Source organism: Komarekiella delphini-convector SJRDD-AB1, from assembly GCF_014831675.1.
GTDB lineage: Bacteria > Cyanobacteriota > Cyanobacteriia > Cyanobacteriales > Nostocaceae > Komarekiella.
Genome location: NZ_VJXY01000006.1, coordinates 103408 through 123521, shown reverse-complemented (window position 1 = coordinate 123521; position 20114 = coordinate 103408). Strand labels below are relative to the sequence as shown.

Below are 20114 nucleotides of genomic sequence, written 5' to 3'. Positions count from 1 at the left end.
AACTCGGAGCCCGCTTTGGGGATTAGGAGCAAAGGGGAAAGGTTAAAGGAGTCTGTTTTTTACCTTTCCTCCTTACTCTTTAACCTTTTCCCTTCCTAGTACCCAATACCCAGTACCCAATCCCCAATGACTAAGGACTCAAGATTAATGACTAACGAAAAAATGATTTTTCGCAATCGTGTGGTTGACAAAGGTCAGCTAAGAAATTTAATTTCTTGGGCGTTTACGCATTATGGAACGGCGCGAACCGCAGTGATGGCGGACAAATTAAAAGATTTGGGATTTCGCTACGCCACTAAAGCAGGGGTTTCTATCAGTGTAGATGACTTGATGGTGCCACCAAGTAAGCGATCGCTCCTAGAAGCAGCAGAAGAAGAAATTCGCGCCACCGAAACTCGTTACCAACGGGGAGAAATTACCGAAGTTGAACGTTTCCAAAAGGTAATTGATACTTGGAACGGTACTAGTGAAGCCCTTAAAGATGAAGTAGTCATCCACTTCAAAAAGACCAATCCGCTCAACTCCGTGTACATGATGGCATTTTCGGGAGCGCGGGGTAACATTTCCCAAGTCCGGCAATTGGTAGGGATGCGGGGACTGATGGCAGATCCTCAAGGGGAAATTATCGACTTACCCATCAAAACCAACTTCCGCGAAGGACTCACTGTGACGGAATACATTATTTCGTCTTACGGTGCTAGAAAAGGATTGGTGGATACAGCTTTGCGAACGGCTGACTCCGGTTATCTTACCCGCCGTCTAGTTGACGTGTCTCAGGATGTAATTATCCGGGAATTTGACTGCGGCACTACCAGGGGAATTCCGATTCGACCAATGACAGAAGGGGCCAAAACCTTGATCCCTCTAGCAACACGCTTGATGGGACGGGTAATTGGCGAGGATGTAGTTCATCCAACTACAAAAGAAGTGATTGCACCACGCAATACCCCAGTTTCCGATGACTTAGCAAAGAAAATTGAAAAAGCTGGAGTTGCTGAAGTCTTAGTGCGATCGCCCTTGACTTGTGACGCTGCACGTTCCGTCTGTCAGCACTGCTACGGCTGGAGTTTAGCTCACGCCAAGATGGTAGATTTGGGCGAAGCTGTTGGGATTATTGCCGCCCAAAGTATCGGCGAACCTGGAACGCAACTGACCATGCGGACATTCCACACAGGTGGTGTGTTTACTGGGGAAGTGGCGCAACAAGTACGCTCTAAAATCGATGGGACTGTTAAGCTGCCTCGGAAATTGAAGACCAGAGCATATCGTACCCGCCACGGTGAAGATGCTCTGTATGTTGAAGCCAATGGCATCTTGATTTTAGAACCCAAAAAAGAAGGTTCTGAAACCCCAGCTAACCAAGAGGTTCATCTGACTCAAGGTTCAACATTATATGTATTTGATGGAAATCAAGTAAAACAAGGTCAGCTATTGGCAGAGGTTGCCCTTGGTGGACGTACAACTCGTACTAATACAGAAAAAGCGGTTAAAGATGTAGCTTCTGACTTAGCAGGGGAAGTGCAATTTGCGGAAGTAGTCCCAGAACAAAAAACAGACCGTCAGGGTAATACCACAACCACAGCTGCACGGGGTGGCTTGATTTGGATTTTGTCTGGTGAAGTTTATAACTTACCACCAGGTGCAGAATTGGTGGTGAAAAATGGTGATGCGATCGCCTCCAATGGGGTTCTAGCAGAAACCAAGTTAACTACTTTGCACGGTGGTGTAGTGCGCTTGCCCGAAGCTACTCCTGGTAAGAGTACTAGGGAAATTGAGATTATCACCGCTTCTGTGGTCTTAGACCAGGCAACGGTGACTGTTCAAAGCTCACAAGGTCGCAATAACTACTTAGTCTCCACTGGCAACAACCAGGTATTTAACCTCAGAGCTACACCTGGCACAAAAGTGCAAAATGGTCAAGTAGTAGCTGAGTTAATTGATGATCGCTATCGTACAACCACTGGTGGATTCCTGAAATTCGCGGGCGTCGAAGTCCAGAAGAAAGGTAAAGCCAAGCTAGGTTATGAAGTGGTAGAAGGCGGTACTCTCCTGTGGATTCCCGAAGAAACCCACGAAGTAAACAAAGATATTTCCTTATTGTTAGTGGAAGATGGTCAGTTTGTTGAAGCTGGCTCCGAGGTAGTCAAGGATATCTTCTGTCAAACGAGTGGTGTGGTAGAAGTGACCCAGAAAAACGACATTCTGCGGGAAGTGGTGATTAAGCCAGGGGAACTGCTAATGGTTGACGATCCAGAAGCAGTGATTGGCCGCGATAACACCTTTGTCCAACCAGGTGAAGAATTCCAAGGAGCAGTTGCTACAGAATTGCGCTACATCCAGTATGTGGAGACACCAGAAGGCCCTGCCCTATTGAGTCGTCCAGTAGTGGAGTTCGCCGTACCAAGTAACCCAGATGTGCCTTCAACTACATCTGTAAGCCAACAAACTGGGCGTTCTATCCAGTTGCGGGCTGTACAGCGACTTCCTTACAAAGATTCAGAACGCGTGAAATCTGTTGAAGGAGTCGAATTACTGCGAACCCAGCTAGTGTTGGAAATTGACTCCGAAGGTGAAGCAGACCACAACGCTTCTCCCTTAGCAGCAGATATTGAATTAGTACTAGATACTGAAGATCCAGAAATTCAACGCTTGCAGCTAGTAATTTTGGAGTCCTTGGTAATTCGTCGAGACATTACCGCTGATGCCACTCAAGGCAGTACTCAGACGACGCTTGAGGTACAAGATGGGATCACCATTGCCCCTGGCTCTGTGGTGGCACGTACCCAAATCTTGTGTAAAGAGGGGGGTATTGTGCGGGGCGTACAAAAAGGGACTGAAAACGTACGTCGCTGCTTAGTATTGCGCCGTGACACAGACATGATCACGATGAATACTAGCACTCAGCCTAAAGTGAAGGTGGGTGACTTGCTGGTAGAAGGTGCAGAAGTTGCCCCCGGGGCTTTTGCTGTCGAATCTGGTCAAGTAGTAGATGTTAAAAATGCCCCTGCTACATCTGCTGCTGGTGAATCGGCTCTTAGTTCTAAAGAATATGCCATCACTATCCGCGTCGGTCGTCCCTACCGAGTCAGTCCTGGTGCTGTGTTGCAGATAGAAGATGGCGATTTGGTACAACGGGGCGATAACTTGGTGTTGTTGGTGTTTGAACGCGCCAAAACCGGAGATATTATTCAAGGTTTGCCCCGGATTGAGGAACTGCTGGAAGCTCGTAAACCTAAAGAAGCGTGTATCTTATGTCGGCGAGCTGGGGAAGTCAAGGTAGTTTATGGTGATGGCGATGAAGCGATCGCCATTAAGGTCGTGGAACAGAATGGTGTAGTCACAGATTATCCTCTCGGCCCAGGACAAAATCTGATTGTGCCAGATGGATCTCATGTGCTAGCGGGACAACCGTTGAGCGATGGCCCATCTAATCCCCACGAAATTTTGGAAATCTTTTTTAGCCTGGGTTCCGAAGATGGAGTCTATGCTTGTGCTAGCCATGCCTTGCAAAAGGTGCAAACATTTTTGGTGAATGAGGTGCAAATGGTGTATCAATCTCAGGGGATTGATATTTCTGATAAGCACATTGAAGTAATTGTTCGCCAGATGACCAATAAAGTACGGATCGATGATGGTGGTGATACCACCATGCTTCCCGGCGAGTTGGTAGAGTTACGCCAAGTTGAGCAGGTAAACGAAGCTATGGCAATTACTGGTGGTGCGCGTGCACAATACACCCCTGTATTATTGGGGATTACCAAAGCATCTTTGAACACCGACAGCTTTATTTCTGCTGCATCCTTCCAAGAAACAACACGGGTACTGACCGAAGCAGCTATTGAAGGCAAATCTGACTGGCTGCGCGGGTTAAAGGAAAACGTGATTATTGGACGATTGATCCCGGCTGGTACTGGTTACAATGCCTATGAAGAACCAGGTGCGATCGAGGACTATGCTGCTCTTGACAGTAGTAGTGTCTTGGATGAAGTCGATGACCCTCTAGACATGGTTCTAGATGACCGCACAGCTCGTACTTATAATTTAGATTCTCCTTCGCTTGGTGAATCTGGATTTGGTAGCAGACGCGCAGAAAGGTCAATTCTAGATGACGAGGATGAGTTGATTGCTGATGAAATCACCGACCTTGTAGAAGAAGACGAAGAGGACGATTACGAAGAAGACGACGAAGAAGATTACGACGAATAAAGCCGAAAGGTAAACGTTAAAAACTAAAAAGGCAGAAGATAAATCTTCTGCCTTTTTTGGTTCAAAAATTTTTATAGTAAAAGTTGGCTCTAACTAAAATCAGCATTGGTGCTTGTTATTTTTTGACAAACTCTCATACTTTATCAAACTTCAAACTTCACAATTCTTAATCATGTCAGCTTCCTCCTCTAGCTGACAGAAGTCCCACAATCCCATAGGCTGATCTTAAAGTGGTAATTTTTTGCAAAGGTCATCTTAACAACTTAACAAAGCTTGCTTTGTTTATTAACCTTTGTAGAGCCTGTTGAATCATGTCTCTATGTCTTGTCACTGAGACGATAAAAACACTAAGTCGTTAATAACTACCTGTACACGAAATGCGTCTTAAAATAGTCCAGAACTTTGATGGCAGTTTTGCTCTGGAACCACAAGCCAAAGAAACTTTATTTCAATTATTGACAAGTGAAGCTTTCTTAAAACAGATCTGTCAGAATTTACAGTATGAAAAAGTAGAATTTACAGAACTGTTTTTTCAGCCAGTTCCCTACAGTTTAGCTACCCCTAAAGGAATGCCAGCAGAATTTGAAAAGTATCATGAATCTGATGAATATATCATCATCAACGTACCACCAAATTTCATGTTCAGTGCAAAGATTTTTAACCCTAGTCGCCTTTGTGCAATTTACCAAAAAATTGAGTAACGCGTAATTTTGAATATGCTTTTCTCTAATTAACAATTTTTCATTATGAAAGCAAATAGCAAGTTTTATGACAACTGAAACAAATATTCCTTCCTTGGCAACCTTAGAATACTTACCTTACATTGACGATCGCGGTCAAATACCTGAACAATTTCAAGGCAAAATCGGCGTATATGCTATTTTTGACCAAGAAAAAGTGCTGCAATTTATCGGATATTCCCGTGATGTTTATCTGAGCCTAAAACAGCATTTAGTACGTCAGCCACAACAATGCTTTTGGGTGAAAGCTCAAACAATTGAACGTCCTAGCCGTACAGTTTTAGAAAACATTGAGAATGCCTGGATTACCGAAAACGGCAATGTGCCATTGGGGAATAGTGAGTATAAAGAAAAATGGACTCAACCCATTGATGTCAAAGTAATAATGACACCTGACGAACAGGCAAATTATCAAAGTCCAGCTAATGATGAATTAGCACAAATTAAAATTATTAAAAATGTGGCGCGTCGAGTAGAAGCAAAAATTCTAACAGAGCTAGAAGCGCGTGGTTTACAAATACAAGTTCGCTTCAATCCCAAGTTAAAAGAAGATGGATTACTTGATTTAAAATAAAAGTTTTCTGGGTAAAAGTAGTTAATAGCTGAAGTAACCAGCTTACAATCAAAGACTCTCATCAAGTTGGTGTGGGTAGTAAAATTTACTTGATGTTAATCGAATGTTGTTTAAAAAACTTAGTATAAGATATTACATTAGATAATATCCAAACTAACTATTGCTTTTAACCTTCCATGACAATACAGCTGCTAAACGATCGCTATCAAGTTATCCGTACACTCGGCACTGGTGGGTTTGGTGAAACCTATCTGGCTGAAGATACTTATATGCCTTCAAAGCGCCGCTGTGTAGTTAAACAGTTAAGACCGATTCAAAACAACCCTCAAGTTTATCAGTTGGTGCAAGAGAGGTTTCAACGGGAAGCAGCAATTTTAGAAGAACTCGGTGGCGCAACTGACCAAATTCCTGTGTTGTATGCTTACTTCTCCACAAATGGGCAATTTTACTTAGTTCAAGAGTGGATTGAAGGCGATACTCTAACAGCAAAAGTTCAAAAGCAGGGGTTATTTAGTGAAAGCACTGTCCAGGAAATCTTGGTAAATTTGTTACCTGTCCTGGATTACGTCCATTCTCGGCAAATCGTTCACCGTGATATTAAGCCAGATAACATCATGGTGCGTCATCGCGATAGTAAAACAGTGCTGATTGATTTCGGTGCTGTGCGAGAATCAATGGGAACGGTGATGAATTCTCAAGGTAATCCTACGAGTTCGATTGTGATTGGTACACCTGGGTATATGCCGAGTGAACAAGCAGCTGGTAGACCAGTTTATTCCAGTGATTTATACAGTTTAGGAATGACGGTAATTTATTTGCTGACTGGTAGACAACCACAACAATTAGAAATAGATTCTCAGACGGGTGAGATTGTGTGGCGGCAGTACGCTAGTCATGTTAGCCCCATAATAGCAGGGGTCATCGATAAAGCGATCGCCTATCATCCACGCGATCGCTATCCCACTGCCAGAGCAATGCTGGATGCTTTGCAAAGCCTAACAAATCCCATACCACCAACACAACCCGTTGTTATATCTGCACCACTTCCTCAGACAGTGCATGTCACGCCAAAACCTACTCCTCAAAGTAATCGACACAATGGTATACTGCTCGGTGGTTTGATTGCAGGTGGGTTAATTGGTGCATCTGTAATTATTAGTCAAGTTTTAACAAAAACTTCTCAACCTGTAGTAGATAAAACGGTGTCACCTTCACAAATGCCGTCAATCACATCTCAAGTTAAAGAAACTCCAGATATTACTCCGTTAGAAACGCCATCAATCACACCACAAGTTATAAAAACACCAAATATTTCATCTATTTCTACTCCATCTACACCTTTCTCAACTACATCAATACCATCAGTTATTAATACAACTGTTAATAATTATTCCTGGCTTTCCCAAAGACTTATAACTGATGCAGATTTAGATGGTAAAAACGGTTTGGAACTAGATATTATGCGAAATTCAATTTTTGCAAGTCACGGTCGCCGTTTTGACACTCCTGGTTTACAAAATTACTTTAATAACCAACCTTGGTATCGCCCTATATATTCACCAAAGCAGTTTCCTTCTAGATTGTTATCAAAATTAGAACAACGGAATGTTGAGTATATTGGCAAATATCAAGACCGTTACAACATAAGATATTTTAAGAGATAAACTTTTTCAGGATTAGTTTATAAAGCTGGATTAATTATAATATTAATGCTTACTTAAAAATTAAGAATGACTTAATAAAATAAAAATAAGTGTATAGTATAATACTAAATGTTCAGCATTTTCCGATAAAAGAAAAATATGCTCTATGCGATCGCTGTTGAAGCATAGCGCTACTTTTCTTTATTGATAAGTTGCGCTCGCTTCGCTTCCTACACAAAATACCCTTGTTCTTTCCGGCGCTAAGTTATGCAAACACTGCTAAACAACCGCTATCAAGTTATTCGGACTTTAGGAAGCGGTGGGTTTGGTGAGACCTTCGTAGCTGAAGATATCCAAATGCCTTCCAATCGTCGCTGTGTAATTAAACAGCTAAGACCAATTCAAAATAACCCCCAGATTTACCAGTTGGTGCAGGAGAGGTTCCAACGGGAAGCGGCGATTTTAGAAGAACTTGGCGGTGCAACAAACCAAATCCCTACTTTGTATGCCTACTTTCAGTCAGATGGGCAATTCTACTTAGTTCAGGAGTGGATTGAAGGCGATACACTAACTGGAAAAGTCTACCAGCAAGGGTTATTAAGTGAAAGTACTACCCGAGAAATATTAGTAAATTTATTACCAGTACTAGAATACGTACATAGTAAACGGATTATCCATCGAGATATCAAGCCAGATAACATCATCTTGCGTCATCGTGATAGTAAACCAGTACTGATTGATTTCGGTGCTGTGCGAGAATCAATGGGAACAGTGGTAAATTCTCAAGGCAATCCTACCAGTTCGATTGTGATTGGTACACCAGGATTCATGCCAAGTGAACAAGCGGCTGGTAGACCACTTTATTCTAGTGATTTATACAGTTTAGGAATTACGGTAATTTATCTTCTAACAGGGAAACAGCCACAAGAATTAGAGACAGATCCACGTACGGGAGAAATTATTTGGCACAGATACGCCTTAAGTGTTAGCCCTACACTGGCCGGGGTGATAGACCGGGCGATCGCTTATCATCCACGCGATCGCTTCGCCTCTGCTAGAGAAATGCTAGAAGTCTTGCAATCTGGGGTGGGAACTTTCGCTCCTACAGTGCCTTATCTCCAACCACCAGTAACTCCAGCAGTTTCCGCAACACTTCAAAAAACAATTTCTGTTAGTCCAAGGTCTTCTACTCAACCTGCCAATCAAGGCACGGGGCAAAGGGGAATCTTTCTCGCCAGTATAATTACAGGTGGTTTGATTGGTGCTGCTATGATCATTGGTTTCGCTCTCAACAAATCACCTCAACCAATAGTAAAATCAAGCACCTTATCTGAATCCTCCACCCGTAATGAACCGCAAGATACGCCGCCTGTACAATCGCCAGTTTCTAGCACTTCAGAACCTTCTATAAGTAACGAACCGCAGGATAATATACCAGTACCATTTCTCAATAATGGCATTCCTAGCGCAACCCCATCTTCTCAACTTCCTTCCACAACACAGCCACAGGCTGATAGACCATCACCAGAACAAGCTGTGCAAAACTATTTTGAAACTATTAATAAACGCGAGTTTCAAACTGGATGGAATCAGCTATCTCCTGGTTATCAAAATAACAAACGCCTACACCCAGATGGCTATCTTTCTTACATCGACTGGTGGGGAGGAAAGGTTCAAAGCGTAGATATTGAACAAGTTAATTTGGTACAGGCAAGTGCAGAAACAGCTACAGTAAATGCTAAGTTAAAATATTTGATGAACACTGGAAAAGTAATTCCTGGTTCTGTACGCTTTTTTCTTTTATGGGATGCCCAAAATAGCAGATGGGTTGTTAGTGATACCAAATAGCTCCGCTCTGAAATAAAGCCTTGTCATCAGATATCACAGGTTAAGCTCAAGTATAGGGGATATATTCTGATGTACATTTGGTAAGGGCGATGTCTCCTAACAAAGCTCTTTTTTTCAATATATAGCTGGTGCCAGGTAGTTTAGGACATCATCTGAGCATAAAATCCTGACACCAAGAGATTTTCAAGCCTGTTCCCTATTTCCTGTCCCCTGTCCCATGTTCCCTGCTACAAATACCCAACCTGTCTCTTGCTTTGTTCCATCTTGAAGGTGCGCCCCGCACATAGACTGCTGACGACAAGCCGTCCAGGTGATGCCTCCGGCACGCCACACGCGAACGGGGGTGACGCTCGTTCGCAAAGCGTGCCGTAGACAAGACTCGCGTAGCTTGCTTTCCCGTAGGGCTGGGCTATTGCAAGGCGCTCGTTCGCAAAGCGTGCCGCAAGCAAGGCTCGCTACTGCTGCGCTAACCACGGGAACCGCCTTCTCTACGAGAGGCTTTGCCTTTGCGAAGCCTCTCGTAGAGAAGACTGCAACCCCCTCACCGCTGCGTGTCTACGCTTATAACCTTTCATGACAATAACGCTGCTGAACAATCGCTATCAAGTTATCCAGGTAATCGGTGTCGGTGGGTTTGGTGAAACCTTACTGGCAGAAGATACCCATATGCCTTCTCGTCGTCGCTGTGTTATCAAGCAACTCAAACCGATAACCAATAATGACCCGCAAACATACCAGATAATTCAAAAGCGCTTTGAACGGGAAGCAGCAACTTTAGAGTATTTGGGTGAAAGTAGTGACCAAATTCCCAAACTTTACGCCTACTTTTCTGAGAATGGGCAGTTTTACCTTGTCCAAGAATGGATTCACGGTCAAACCTTGAAAAAAATCATCGAAGTTAAAGGAGCCGAGAGCGAAACTACTGTCCGGCAAATTCTCTGGAATCTGCTGATAGTATTGGATTATGTCCATAGTAAAGGTATTATTCATCGAGATATTAAGCCTGAGAACATTATTCTCCGTTTCCTTGATAGCAAACCTATTTTGATTGATTTTGGTGCAGTGAAGGAGACGATACGCTCAGTTGTGAGTTTCCCAGGACACTCTACACAATCACTAGTGATTGGTACACCTGGTTATATGCCTAGTGAACAAGCTGTTGGACGCCCAGTATACGCTACTGACATTTATAGCTTAGGCTTGACAGCAATTTATCTGCTGACTGGCAAACACCCGCAACAAATATTAACTGATCTGCAAACTGGAGAAATACTTTGGCAACAGCACGCCCCGAATGTCTCCCCTCAACTGGCAACGGTACTCAATCAAGCAATTAAGCCCCATGCGAGCGATCGCTACAGTACTGCGAGTAAAATGCTACATGCATTGCAGTCTGCGAGTCATATTCCTCCAAAGCCAGCTGCAACTGTGGCATCAACCCGGCCAACCCAGTCATTATCTTTACCTGAACAAAGTACAATTATCAACAGATCTGGTATTCCCAGTTGGCAAAAACCTGCTGTGATTGTTGGCAGTTTAGTGGTGGGTGGTTTGATAGGTGCGATCGCAATTTCTGGTATCACTCGCCAACAACAGCCAAAAGTAGACATTGCCACAAGTCCCACCACATCGCCAGAATCTTCGCCTCCCACTCCTGTATCTACTGATGATCCGCCCATTTCTTCCCAACCTTCTCCAACCTCAGCTGTACCTACCTCTCCACCCCAGCAAGTAAATCCTGCTCCTTTGTCTACACCCAACCCGAAAGTATCCCCCTTCCCAGTCGCACCCGTACCATCACCAGCAAACCAGCCTATAACTTCAAATACTCCAGTAGCATCCCAGTCAGAACCAGAGAACCAGACGACTGCATTTCCCACACCACAAAACAACCAGCCTCGCAAGAAATTAACTGCTACTCCCAACAGGCAAAACGTTCCAGCCTTTCCCCCAGGTACATCAAGAAGCTCAGTAGAAGCTACTCTTGGTAAGCCAAGTCAAGATTTAAGAGGCATTTGGGGCAATACTCGTGCTGTTGTTTACAAACTTGTACCAAACCAAATTGACCTTGGCTACTTATTTGATCGTAATTCTAAAGTGCTGCGTCAAACCGAGGTAGCTTTTGCCCAATCGGTAGACCCACAAGTAATGCAGGCAACCTTAAATGGGATGTTAAATGGACAAGCCACTGACGACATTCAGCAAGGACTCCAAAAAGTACAACAGCGTCAGTCTGATAATTTTCGTTTTTCAAAAGGTCAATTGAAAGGTCAGATTATCCGACAAAACTGTGATTTTATTTACATTAGTGTTTGGGATGCAGATTTACATGATTTTGTGAATCCGTCTAGTGCCAAACGGTGTTAATCAGATAATTTGATGCTAAATCTGAGACAGTTCTTTTAGCAAAGGTGGCGATCGCAGTTAAAATACCTTTTATCTCCATACCTGCAATGCAAACGTCTTCTTTGTTAAGTTGTATTTGAAATGCAATCAGAATATGTACGGCAAATTAAGGATTTTAGTATCTGTAGTATCTTTATGCACAATCTGTATTACATTCGCTAACATTTTGGGTAGCACCGACTCCCCAATGTCTCATGCCCAATTTCAAGCTAGGGTTTTCTATTCTTAATCTTCATAAAGTTATAAAAAGTTATAAGTCTCATTATGAAGCTTTTAATAATACTTGTCTCAGGTTCTACATTCATGTCTAAGGTGCGGCTGGAATTGTGTAATCTGAAAACAGCTAAGCTAATGATTAAATTGAGGTCTGATGACTCCTACGATAATGCGTCAGCTTTGGTCTGTGGTTGAAACCGCCCAAGCAAAGATCCTCTTACAACTGGACGATGCCAGCTTGGTGCAGTGGTTGGTAAAACAAACCGAAACGCAAGTGTTATTAGATCCCAACGAAACTGACTTTCTCAGCCACTACATTCAATCTCGGCTATCCCTCATTCGTGATCTTGCTCATGAACGTCAGTGTTCATGATCATAAAATCACAATGGATTAGTCCACAGTCAAGACTAAATAAAATAACTATTGACTTTTTTGAGGTAAATAACCTTCCACTAAGCAGTCAGAACCTACTACGCGCCAACGCACACGTTCTAGAGGTAGAGCCTCAGTCATTGTGGAAAAACCTAAATCGCCCACAGGCGTAGGGGCATTACTACCACCAATGATTTTTGGGGCAATAAATGCCAGAACTTTTTGTACTGCTCCTTGAGCGATCGCACTTGCAGCTAAAGTACCACCACATTCCCACAACACACTACAAAAACCTCGCTCATATAAGTACGCCATTGCCTTATCTGGTGTAAGTGATGTTAATTCCACCACCTCCACTCCCTTTTTGAGCAATAATTCTTGAAAATCAGGAGAGCTTCCCTGTTCTGTTAGCACCAAAGTAGGAGCCTCCGCAGTTTGCCACAGGCGGGCATTTTCCGGTAAATTGAGATGACGACTCATCACCACCCGCAGCGGATTATGTGCCCCCACCTGATGGCTAGTTAAGTAAGGATTGTCCTGTCGTACTGTATTACCACCTACGATTATTGCATCACAAGCTGCCCGTAATTGATGTACTTCACTGCGGGCGTCCTGGCTAGTTACCCAGGCACTATGACCAGAATTGGTAGCAATTTTACCATCTAAAGTCATGGCATATTTCAAAATTCCCAAAGGTCGTTTGTAGAGAATGCGATGGATAAAAGCTTCATTTAGCTGACGACAAGCTTCTTCTTCCACTCCTACCAACACTTCTATCCCCGCCGCACGTAAACGCGCAATGCCACCTCCTGCTACCAATGGATTGGGGTCAACCATGCCCACCACTACCTTTGCCACCCCAGCCGCTATCAGCCCTTCTGAGCAAGGAGGCGTGCGTCCATAGTGATTACAGGGTTCGAGACTGACATAGATTGTTGCACCACGAGCGCGATTTTCTTGAGGAGAGGCTGCGCCAACACCTGCGGCTTTCAGAGCAAAAACTTCGGCATGAGGCTCACCTGCACGCGGATGAAACCCTTCCCCAACAATCTCGCCATCTTTAACAATCACCGCTCCCACAAGCGGATTTGGCGAAGTGCGTCCTAAAGCACGGCGAGCAAGTTCCAAACACCGCTGCATCATCCGAGAGTCAAACTCACTTCCAATTCTTTCCTTTGCTGGTGAATTCGATCCAACTCCCGGTGTTACTAGAAGTGAATTTTCTTGAGTGTAATTGGGTAGGGATGCATCTGCTTGTGCGACCACTGGGGAATTATCCATAATTTTGGGCAATACTGTAAATATTTTGGACGCGTTAGCGCAGCCTCTTTACAGAAGAATCGCGCTTTGATCGTGATAACTAAACAGTAATATCCAGTTAATATTATTAGCTGTCTCAACTTAAATCAGCCTTAATATTCACATTACACCTCACTCTAGCTTGAATCCATATTGCCAGAGGTTGCCCAAAATCCCTAAATATTGAAAAGTGAGGATCAAAGGTCTGCACCGATGATTCCTCACTGCTGTCTCCTATCTCCGCTCTCCTGTCTACTGCTCTAACAATTTCATCCGCTGCCACCAAAGATTTAATGGATAATAGACAACAGGTGCCCACAGACTACTGAGAATAGCAGAGGCAAGAGCAACACGCTGATAGTATGTCCAGATATCTACCACTTTACGTAGACCATGCCCACCGTAGGCATCGCCCATTAAAGTCAATTGCAACCCAAAGATAGTTTCTGCCAAAAAAGCCATACCAAAGGCGATTAAAGCAATAGAGATAAAATCTTCTTCCATAAAACGCTGTTTCTGGAGCAGACTAGTTAGAATTCCCACTATCGCCAGACTTACAGCATGAGTAGGATTAGGTGATGTCATTGCATCTTGAAGTAGCCCCAGGACTATACCTGCCAACGCTCCTGCAAAAACTGTCCGCTTTACACTCCAAGTTACTACCCAAATTAACAGCCAGTTGGGGCCAATTTCCAATAATTCCATACCTGGTAAGCGGGTAGGCAATAACAGTAAACATAACAGTACAGACCCAACCGTCACTGTCCAATTTACAAGTTGATGTAGCCCAGGATGCCAATGAGAAAAAGGCTTGTTTGGGATTTTGGATTTTGTAGAAAATCTAAGCGCCGACTTCGGGCCCTCAGAACTTTTTAAGACGGACTCTGACGATTTCGGCTGTTTTTGCTTGCTGCCACCAAATGAAGGTATCTTCATTGTTTTGAAAGATTTTCAAGAATCTAATTAGATTTTTGCAGTTCTTGGTTTGCCGACGTTTGGTTTTCCAACTCTTGATTTGTCGGCTTCGGGTATACACCTACCCAATCTAGCGATCGGATCGGCGGGAAAAGCTCAACTCTTGCAACTGATGCTGGGAGTTTTTTTAAATCTAAAGACTTCACACGTCCTACCGCCAAGCCAGCAGGGAACTTTTGGCTGTAAGTAGATGTGGAAATTAAATCTCCTACTTTGACATTTGGGACTTTTTCATAAAACTCCAGCACAGCTTCCGCAGAAGCATCTCCCCTTAAAACACCCTTAGCTGCGGTGCGGCTAATCGTGACACCCACTTGACTCTTGAGGTCACTGATTAACAATACGCGGCTAGTATTAGGAGTTACACTCTCTACTAAACCGACCAATCCGCCGTCAGCCTTAACGACAAAGCCTTCTTGAATTCCTACATTTGAACCACGATTTAACGTAACCTGTTGCCACCAGTTGTCAGCACTACGTCCCACTACCCGTGCTGGAATTGGGCGTAATGTCAGAGGTTCTTTCTCAACGTAGCCTAATAAATCCTGTAACTTTTTATTTTGACTCTCCAGATCTACTATGCGGGTTTGCAACTCCAATAACCGAACATCGCTGAGACGTTCTTCTGAACTTGGCCCTGGCTGTAACATCTGCAAAGGACGGGTAATCATTTGGTACATTTCAAGCAGTAATGCACCTTGAGTCTGTCTCAGCATCCAGGCGCTACCAACTAGTAGAGATAACAGACCGATTTGTAACCCTTTATGACCCCACCATCTACGTACAGTAACCATCTATACCTATTATTTTTATCATCTAAGGAGATACTGGATTCTATTTATATAAAACCCAAATAGAACCCAAATATCACCCAATATCTAATATTTTTTGCTACATGTTGCGAGAACGCCCGCTGAAGACTCGTTCCAACTGTTTAAAGTTTTCTAACACACGACCCGTTCCCAGCACAACGCAGCTTAAAGGATCGGCAGCAATGTGTGTTACTATTCCTGTCTCATGGCTAATCAGGGTATCTATGCCTTTGAGCAAAGCACCACCACCAGCTAGCATAATACCCCTATCAATAATGTCTGCTGCCAGTTCTGGAGGTGTACGTTCCAGTGTCCGTTTTACAGCTTCAATAATTACTGATAGAGGTTCCAACATACTTTCACGGATTTCTGGCCCCTTAATTGTTACAGTTCGCGGTAGACCAGAAAGCAAGTGTAAGCCTCGGACTTCCATAATTGCATCACCATCATCATTAGTCGGATAGGCAGAGCCAATCCGAATCTTGATGTCCTCAGCAGTACGTTCTCCAATCACTAAGTTATGAACTTTCTTCAAGTACTGGATGATTGCTTCAGTCAATTCATCCCCGGCAATGCGTACAGACTCACTGATTACCGTACCTTGGAGACTCAGCACCGCAACTTCTGTTGTGCCGCCACCAATATCGATAATCATGTTGCCAGTCGGTTCGGCAACAGGTAGTCCCGCACCAATTGCCGCAGCGACCGGTTCATCAATTAAGTAAACTTCTCTAGCCCCAGCTTGAGCTGCTGCATCCATTACAGCTCGCCTTTCTACACCTGTAACACCACTGGGAATACCAATGACAATCCGGGGTAAAATTAGAGACCTACCCTCATTGACGCGCTGGATAAAGCTTTTCAGCATTAACTCCGCTGTATCGAAGTCAGCGATTACACCGTCGCGCAAAGGACGCAGAGCAATCACATTTCCAGGTGTCCGACCAAGCATTTTTTTTGCTTCTTCTCCTACTGCCAATGCTACCTTTTCATTTTGATCAATTGCAACTACCGATGGCTCTTGGAGTACGATGCCTTTACCAGATACGTAAACAAGGGTGTTGGCGGTACCGAGGTCGATACCCATATCCCATGATGTGCGAAAGTTCCTGAAAAGACCCACGCGTCTGTACGCCCCCTATTTGCGATACTTTTTACTACAACGGTTAAGAGTGAATCGTGCTGGATTCTATTACCTTTTTTATCCTGAGTCCAGTAAACCAGACTATATTTTTATATAATTCCCGGCAATATTTACTATGTCTCAGGCCTTTACTTTTTTATATTCTCAGGTTAAGCCAGTATATCCGTATACTTTTCGAGTTTTCCCTTAGTAGTTTGTATCATTTTTCATCTCCTTCATATTGTTAACTGTTTAACACATTATTTTCAATAGTTTCACAATTCGCTATGATGGGAGTCTGAATTAATGAGTACGCCTGTACTGAAAGGTAACACCCATGAGCATCAATGTTGTCACCCTCATCGGTCGTGTAGGCAACGACCCAGATATAAAATATTTCGAGTCTGGTAGTGTCAAGTGTAAATTGACACTAGCTGTCAATCGGCGCACTAAGGAAGGAGAACATACTGACTGGTTTAATTTGGAACTATGGGGAAAAACGGCAGAGGTAGCGGGTAATTATGTACGTAAAGGCAGGCAAATTGCTGTCAAGGGTTCTTTGAAGTTTGACACATGGAGCGATCGCCAAACAGGAGCCAGCCGTTCCACCCCAGTTATACAAGTAGACCAACTTGATTTATTAGGTTCTAAGCGTGATGGTGAAGGCGGTACAGCAGATATGTCTTCAGAACATTTTTAATTCGTCATTTGTCAGCTGTCATTCGTCCTTTGTGCTGACGAGTGACAAAGCGCAAAGTCTGAGCGCCGGCTTGCGGTGCTCAGAACTTTGTAAGAGAGGACGAATGACAAAAGACGACTAATAACTAATTTGTAGCGTCACCGATGCTTCTACTTGTTGTTCACCGCCAATAACTGGGGTGGAAGCATCAGCATTGGATACTTTAGTAGCTTCAGCACGATACAAAATAGGTGGTGGAGGCGCACTTGCATTATTAACTTGAATGTTTACCACTTCTTTAGGCTTGAAACCGAGGGTACTGAAAACAGCATCAGCTTGCTGTTGAGCGTCTTGAGTAGCTTCTTTGAGTGCTTGTTTTTGGGCGTTAGCGATCGCTTCATCATTAGCAACAAAACTAATGCCGTTAATTTGTGTCGCACCTGCTTTGACCACGTCATCCAATAATGTACCTGCTTTCTCAGTAGGAATCCGAAAACTCACAGTATTATTGGCTGCATAGCCTGTAATCCGTTGTACATTATTGTTGTAGCTATAAACTGGATTGAGACGAATACCAGTAGTTTCCAATTTTTCCACATTTTGGCGCTTTAGTAATGCCACCACAGCTGACGACCTACGAGCTGCCTCTTGCTGTACATCTTGTGCGGTTTTACCCTGAATTTCCACTCCTAAACTGACTTGTGACAGGGTTGTAGGAATTGTTTCCACTCCACGACCACTAACAGTAAGGGTTCGCCACAATTTTTCTTTTTCTTGTGCCAAAGCAGGTAATGTAAAAATTACACCTACTAGCAAAGCTAAAGGTAGTGTTTTCCACAGATTCCCAACTTGAAACCGAGAACCGGATAAAGCAGCTCTATGCATCGATTTGCACTCCTCTGAAAAATATCTACAAATGCTTCAACAGTACTAAGCAATGAGTCACTGAACTTCTGAGCGGCGGGAGCCGCCGCACTCTGCGGGTAGCCGTACAAGCGTCTACAGAGTTATCGCTGAGTGCTAAGCAAAACTAAATCCATAATTACTCATAGTCTCTTTACTTTCACTCATAACTCAGCACTTATGACTCCGTACTCAAGTATGTTTCTACTTTGACACTGCCATAGTCAAAAGCTGAAATGGTTACATTTTTAGAAACTTAAAAAATTACACCAACCCATTTGGAGATTTTTGTAATGGCGTATTGGCTGCTGAAAACCGAACCGGAAGATTATTCCTACTTCGATTTAGAACGGGACGGCAGTACAGTTTGGGATGGAGTCAACAATGCCTTAGCGCTCAAATATCTACGTATGATGCTCCTGAACGATTTGGCGTTAATTTATCACACAGGCAAAGAACGTCAAGTCATGGGTATAGCAGAGATAGTTAGTCAACCTTATGCCGATCCAGCACTCAATGATAGCAAAAGGGTAGTTGTGGATGTACGGGCAGTGGGAAGAGTCAATCAGCCCGTTACCCTAACCCAAATTAAGCAGGACAGCAAATTCATAGACTTTGACTTGCTGCGACTTCCTAGACTATCTGTAGTTCCGATATCTGAACTTTATTGGCAGTACCTAATTGAGTTGATAGGCGGCACAAAATAATTGAGGGGTGCTAAGCTATCGCGCACCTATAAAAATAGCTAAATTCCATAAACGCGTAAAAATAAGGAGAAGGATTTTCGCAAAACCAAATGTATTTGTTAGAGCCAATTAACTTCTCTTTTCCTCTGCTAGCAAGTGCGACAAAAGCAGCAGACAGTTCAATGGTAGTAGCAGCGGTGCTACTGAGCTTAGTGGTAATTTATCTCGCCAGTAAACTTGGTGGAGAGTTATCAAACCAAGTGGGTTTACCGCCTGTCTTAGGCGAACTCGTAGGAGGTGTAGTAGTTGGCATCTCTGTTTTACATCTTTTGGTGTTTCCAGAGGGCGGAGCAGACAGTTCTAGTTCTTTGATCATGACCTTTCTCCAAACCACCGCGGGTTTAAGTCCTGAAGCCACTCCCGAAGTATTTGCAGCGCAGTCGGAGGTAGTTTCTGTTTTAGCAGAATTGGGTGTGATCATCCTGCTATTTGAAATTGGTTTGGAATCAAACCTCAAAGAACTAATGGCAGTTGGTACTCAAGCTGTTGTCGTGGCAGTAGTGGGGGTAGTAGTCCCCTTTACAGCTGGTACTGTGGGACTAATGACTTTATTTGGTATCGACGCTGTACCCGCAATTTTTGCTGGGGCAGCTTTGACTGCCACTAGTATTGGTATTACTTCCAAGGTGTTATCAGAACTAGGACGGCTGAATTCCAAAGAAGGGCAGATTATTCTTGGCGCTGCGGTGATTGATGATGTACTGGGAATCATCGTTCTGGCTGTAGTTGCTAGCTTGGCGAAAGATGGCGTGGTAGATGTGAGTAAAGTCATTTATTTGATTATCAGCGCCAGTAGTTTTCTGCTTGGAGCAATTCTGCTAGGCAATGTTTTCAATAAGTCTTTTGTAGCGATCGCTAATCAACTGAAGACACGCGGTGGACTGGTAATACCAGCATTCATCTTCGCTTTTGTTATGGCATACTTTGCTGCCATCATCCAGTTAGAAGCAATTCTGGGGGCTTTTGCAGCAGGTTTAGTCCTAGAGGAGACAGATAAGCGCAAAGAACTGCAAAAACAAGTCTGTCCCATTGCCGATATGCTTGTACCCATTTTCTTTGTGACTGTTGGGGCAAAAACTGATTTAGGAGTTTTGAACCCAGCAATTCCTGACAATCGGGAAGGTCTAATTATGGCAACTTTCCTGATCACAGTAGCCATTCTCGGTAAAGTGATCACAGGCTTAAGCGTGTTTGGTCAACCGCAAATCAACCGTTTAGCCATTGGTGTAGGCATGATTCCCAGAGGCGAGGTCGGTTTAGTGTTTGCTGGTGTCGGCGCTGCCAGCGGTGCTCTGTCGAAACCACTAGGAGCAGCCATTATTATGATGGTTATCTTGACAACCTTTTTAGCTCCTCCCTTGTTACGATTCGTATTTCCAGATCCAGAAAGCTTGGATATGGGTTCAGAGAAACTGATTCTAGACGGTTCCTCTGGAAAGTCGTTAGTAATTGAACCACCTCAGGCAATGGTGTCAAATGATCGTGATACTTTGGAAACAGCCCCAGATTCTAAAGACAGTTAATCAAAGTCCTGAGTATAAATCGGTTATTGGTAGCGTCTTGATGTAGAG

At 43.7% G+C, this 20114-nt stretch carries 16 protein-coding genes; 10 read left to right on the top strand and 6 right to left on the bottom strand.

Annotated features, from left to right (window positions below):
• Window positions 1-126 precede the first annotated feature (126 nt).
• The 5 genes from FNW02_RS07975 to FNW02_RS07955 all read left to right on the top strand — a co-directional run bounded on the left by FNW02_RS07975 (window position 127) and on the right by FNW02_RS07955 (window position 9011).
• On the top strand, window positions 127-4206 hold the full coding sequence (locus tag FNW02_RS07975; protein WP_348535377.1) for a DNA-directed RNA polymerase subunit beta'': 4080 nt from the start codon (window positions 127-129) through the stop codon (window positions 4204-4206).
• Between the two features lie 377 nt (window positions 4207-4583).
• Window positions 4584-4907 (top strand): hypothetical protein, encoded by a 324-nt coding sequence (locus FNW02_RS07970; protein WP_191757009.1) that lies wholly within the window; start codon window positions 4584-4586, stop codon window positions 4905-4907.
• 67 nt (window positions 4908-4974) lie between these two features.
• The gene (locus tag FNW02_RS07965) at window positions 4975-5520 is read left to right on the top strand and encodes a GIY-YIG nuclease family protein (protein ID WP_191757008.1); all 546 of its coding nucleotides are present in this window, start codon (window positions 4975-4977) and stop codon (window positions 5518-5520) included.
• Window positions 5521-5696: 176 nt separating this feature from the next.
• On the top strand, window positions 5697-7184 hold the full coding sequence (locus tag FNW02_RS07960; RefSeq protein ID WP_191757007.1) for a protein kinase domain-containing protein: 1488 nt from the start codon (window positions 5697-5699) through the stop codon (window positions 7182-7184).
• A gap of 246 nt (window positions 7185-7430) precedes the next feature.
• Entirely contained in the window at window positions 7431-9011 is a 1581-nt protein-coding gene (locus tag FNW02_RS07955; RefSeq protein WP_191757006.1) for a serine/threonine-protein kinase, read from the top strand.
• A gap of 183 nt (window positions 9012-9194) precedes the next feature.
• On the opposite strand, the gene FNW02_RS07950 is transcribed toward FNW02_RS07955, so the two are convergent.
• Window positions 9195-9485, bottom strand: a complete 291-nt coding sequence (locus FNW02_RS07950; RefSeq protein WP_191757005.1) for a hypothetical protein — start codon at window positions 9483-9485, stop codon at window positions 9195-9197.
• 99 nt (window positions 9486-9584) lie between these two features.
• Between FNW02_RS07950 and FNW02_RS07945 the strand changes: the two genes are divergently transcribed.
• A complete protein-coding gene (locus FNW02_RS07945; RefSeq protein ID WP_191757004.1) occupies window positions 9585-11378 on the top strand; it encodes a serine/threonine-protein kinase in 1794 nt (597 codons plus the stop codon).
• 409 nt (window positions 11379-11787) lie between these two features.
• On the top strand, window positions 11788-12006 hold the full coding sequence (locus tag FNW02_RS07940; protein WP_191757003.1) for a hypothetical protein: 219 nt from the start codon (window positions 11788-11790) through the stop codon (window positions 12004-12006).
• A gap of 48 nt (window positions 12007-12054) precedes the next feature.
• Here the strand turns inward: FNW02_RS07940 and ribD are convergent, their stop codons facing one another.
• The 4 genes from ribD to FNW02_RS07920 form a co-directional block, all read right to left on the bottom strand.
• On the bottom strand, window positions 12055-13287 hold the full coding sequence (gene ribD, locus FNW02_RS07935; RefSeq protein ID WP_191757002.1) for a bifunctional diaminohydroxyphosphoribosylaminopyrimidine deaminase/5-amino-6-(5-phosphoribosylamino)uracil reductase RibD: 1233 nt from the start codon (window positions 13285-13287) through the stop codon (window positions 12055-12057).
• 270 nt (window positions 13288-13557) lie between these two features.
• The gene (gene mreD, locus FNW02_RS07930) at window positions 13558-14241 is read right to left on the bottom strand and encodes a rod shape-determining protein MreD (RefSeq protein WP_191757001.1); all 684 of its coding nucleotides are present in this window, start codon (window positions 14239-14241) and stop codon (window positions 13558-13560) included.
• Between the two features lie 23 nt (window positions 14242-14264).
• Window positions 14265-15074 (bottom strand): rod shape-determining protein MreC, encoded by an 810-nt coding sequence (gene mreC / locus FNW02_RS07925; protein ID WP_191757000.1) that lies wholly within the window; start codon window positions 15072-15074, stop codon window positions 14265-14267.
• A 97-nt stretch (window positions 15075-15171) separates the two neighbouring features.
• Entirely contained in the window at window positions 15172-16179 is a 1008-nt protein-coding gene (locus FNW02_RS07920) for a rod shape-determining protein (RefSeq protein ID WP_191756999.1), read from the bottom strand.
• Between the two features lie 373 nt (window positions 16180-16552).
• On the opposite strand from FNW02_RS07920, the gene FNW02_RS07915 reads away from it, so the two are divergent.
• Window positions 16553-16915 carry a single-stranded DNA-binding protein gene (locus FNW02_RS07915; RefSeq protein ID WP_191756998.1) on the top strand — a complete coding sequence of 121 codons (363 nt, stop codon included), beginning with the start codon at window positions 16553-16555 and terminating at the stop codon, window positions 16913-16915.
• Between the two features lie 117 nt (window positions 16916-17032).
• Here the strand turns inward: FNW02_RS07915 and FNW02_RS07910 are convergent, their stop codons facing one another.
• Window positions 17033-17779, bottom strand: a complete 747-nt coding sequence (locus FNW02_RS07910; protein ID WP_191756997.1) for an SIMPL domain-containing protein — start codon at window positions 17777-17779, stop codon at window positions 17033-17035.
• Between the two features lie 311 nt (window positions 17780-18090).
• Here FNW02_RS07910 and FNW02_RS07905 point away from each other — a divergent pair, with 311 nt between their 5' ends.
• Together FNW02_RS07905 and FNW02_RS07900 are read left to right on the top strand one after the other, a co-directional pair.
• Window positions 18091-18504, top strand: coding sequence for an EVE domain-containing protein (locus FNW02_RS07905; RefSeq protein WP_191756996.1), 414 nt, complete (start codon window positions 18091-18093; stop codon window positions 18502-18504).
• A gap of 89 nt (window positions 18505-18593) precedes the next feature.
• On the top strand, window positions 18594-20066 hold the full coding sequence (locus FNW02_RS07900) for a cation:proton antiporter (protein WP_191756995.1): 1473 nt from the start codon (window positions 18594-18596) through the stop codon (window positions 20064-20066).
• Window positions 20067-20114: the final 48 nt, after the last annotated feature.

Coding starts and splice junctions, on each gene's coding strand:
- FNW02_RS07975 (WP_348535377.1), top strand. CDS start 127: ATGACTAAGGACTCAAGATTAATGACTAACGAAAAAATGATTTTTCGC.
- FNW02_RS07970 (WP_191757009.1), top strand. CDS start 4,584: ATGCGTCTTAAAATAGTCCAGAACTTTGATGGCAGTTTTGCTCTGGAA.
- FNW02_RS07965 (WP_191757008.1), top strand. CDS start 4,975: ATGACAACTGAAACAAATATTCCTTCCTTGGCAACCTTAGAATACTTA.
- FNW02_RS07960 (WP_191757007.1), top strand. CDS start 5,697: ATGACAATACAGCTGCTAAACGATCGCTATCAAGTTATCCGTACACTC.
- FNW02_RS07955 (WP_191757006.1), top strand. CDS start 7,431: ATGCAAACACTGCTAAACAACCGCTATCAAGTTATTCGGACTTTAGGA.
- FNW02_RS07945 (WP_191757004.1), top strand. CDS start 9,585: ATGACAATAACGCTGCTGAACAATCGCTATCAAGTTATCCAGGTAATC.
- FNW02_RS07940 (WP_191757003.1), top strand. CDS start 11,788: ATGACTCCTACGATAATGCGTCAGCTTTGGTCTGTGGTTGAAACCGCC.
- ribD (WP_191757002.1), bottom strand. CDS start 13,287: ATGGATAATTCCCCAGTGGTCGCACAAGCAGATGCATCCCTACCCAAT.
- mreD (WP_191757001.1), bottom strand. CDS start 14,241: ATGAAGATACCTTCATTTGGTGGCAGCAAGCAAAAACAGCCGAAATCG.
- mreC (WP_191757000.1), bottom strand. CDS start 15,074: ATGGTTACTGTACGTAGATGGTGGGGTCATAAAGGGTTACAAATCGGT.
- FNW02_RS07920 (WP_191756999.1), bottom strand. CDS start 16,179: ATGGGTATCGACCTCGGTACCGCCAACACCCTTGTTTACGTATCTGGT.
- FNW02_RS07915 (WP_191756998.1), top strand. CDS start 16,553: ATGAGCATCAATGTTGTCACCCTCATCGGTCGTGTAGGCAACGACCCA.
- FNW02_RS07910 (WP_191756997.1), bottom strand. CDS start 17,779: ATGCATAGAGCTGCTTTATCCGGTTCTCGGTTTCAAGTTGGGAATCTG.
- FNW02_RS07905 (WP_191756996.1), top strand. CDS start 18,091: ATGGCGTATTGGCTGCTGAAAACCGAACCGGAAGATTATTCCTACTTC.
- FNW02_RS07900 (WP_191756995.1), top strand. CDS start 18,594: ATGTATTTGTTAGAGCCAATTAACTTCTCTTTTCCTCTGCTAGCAAGT.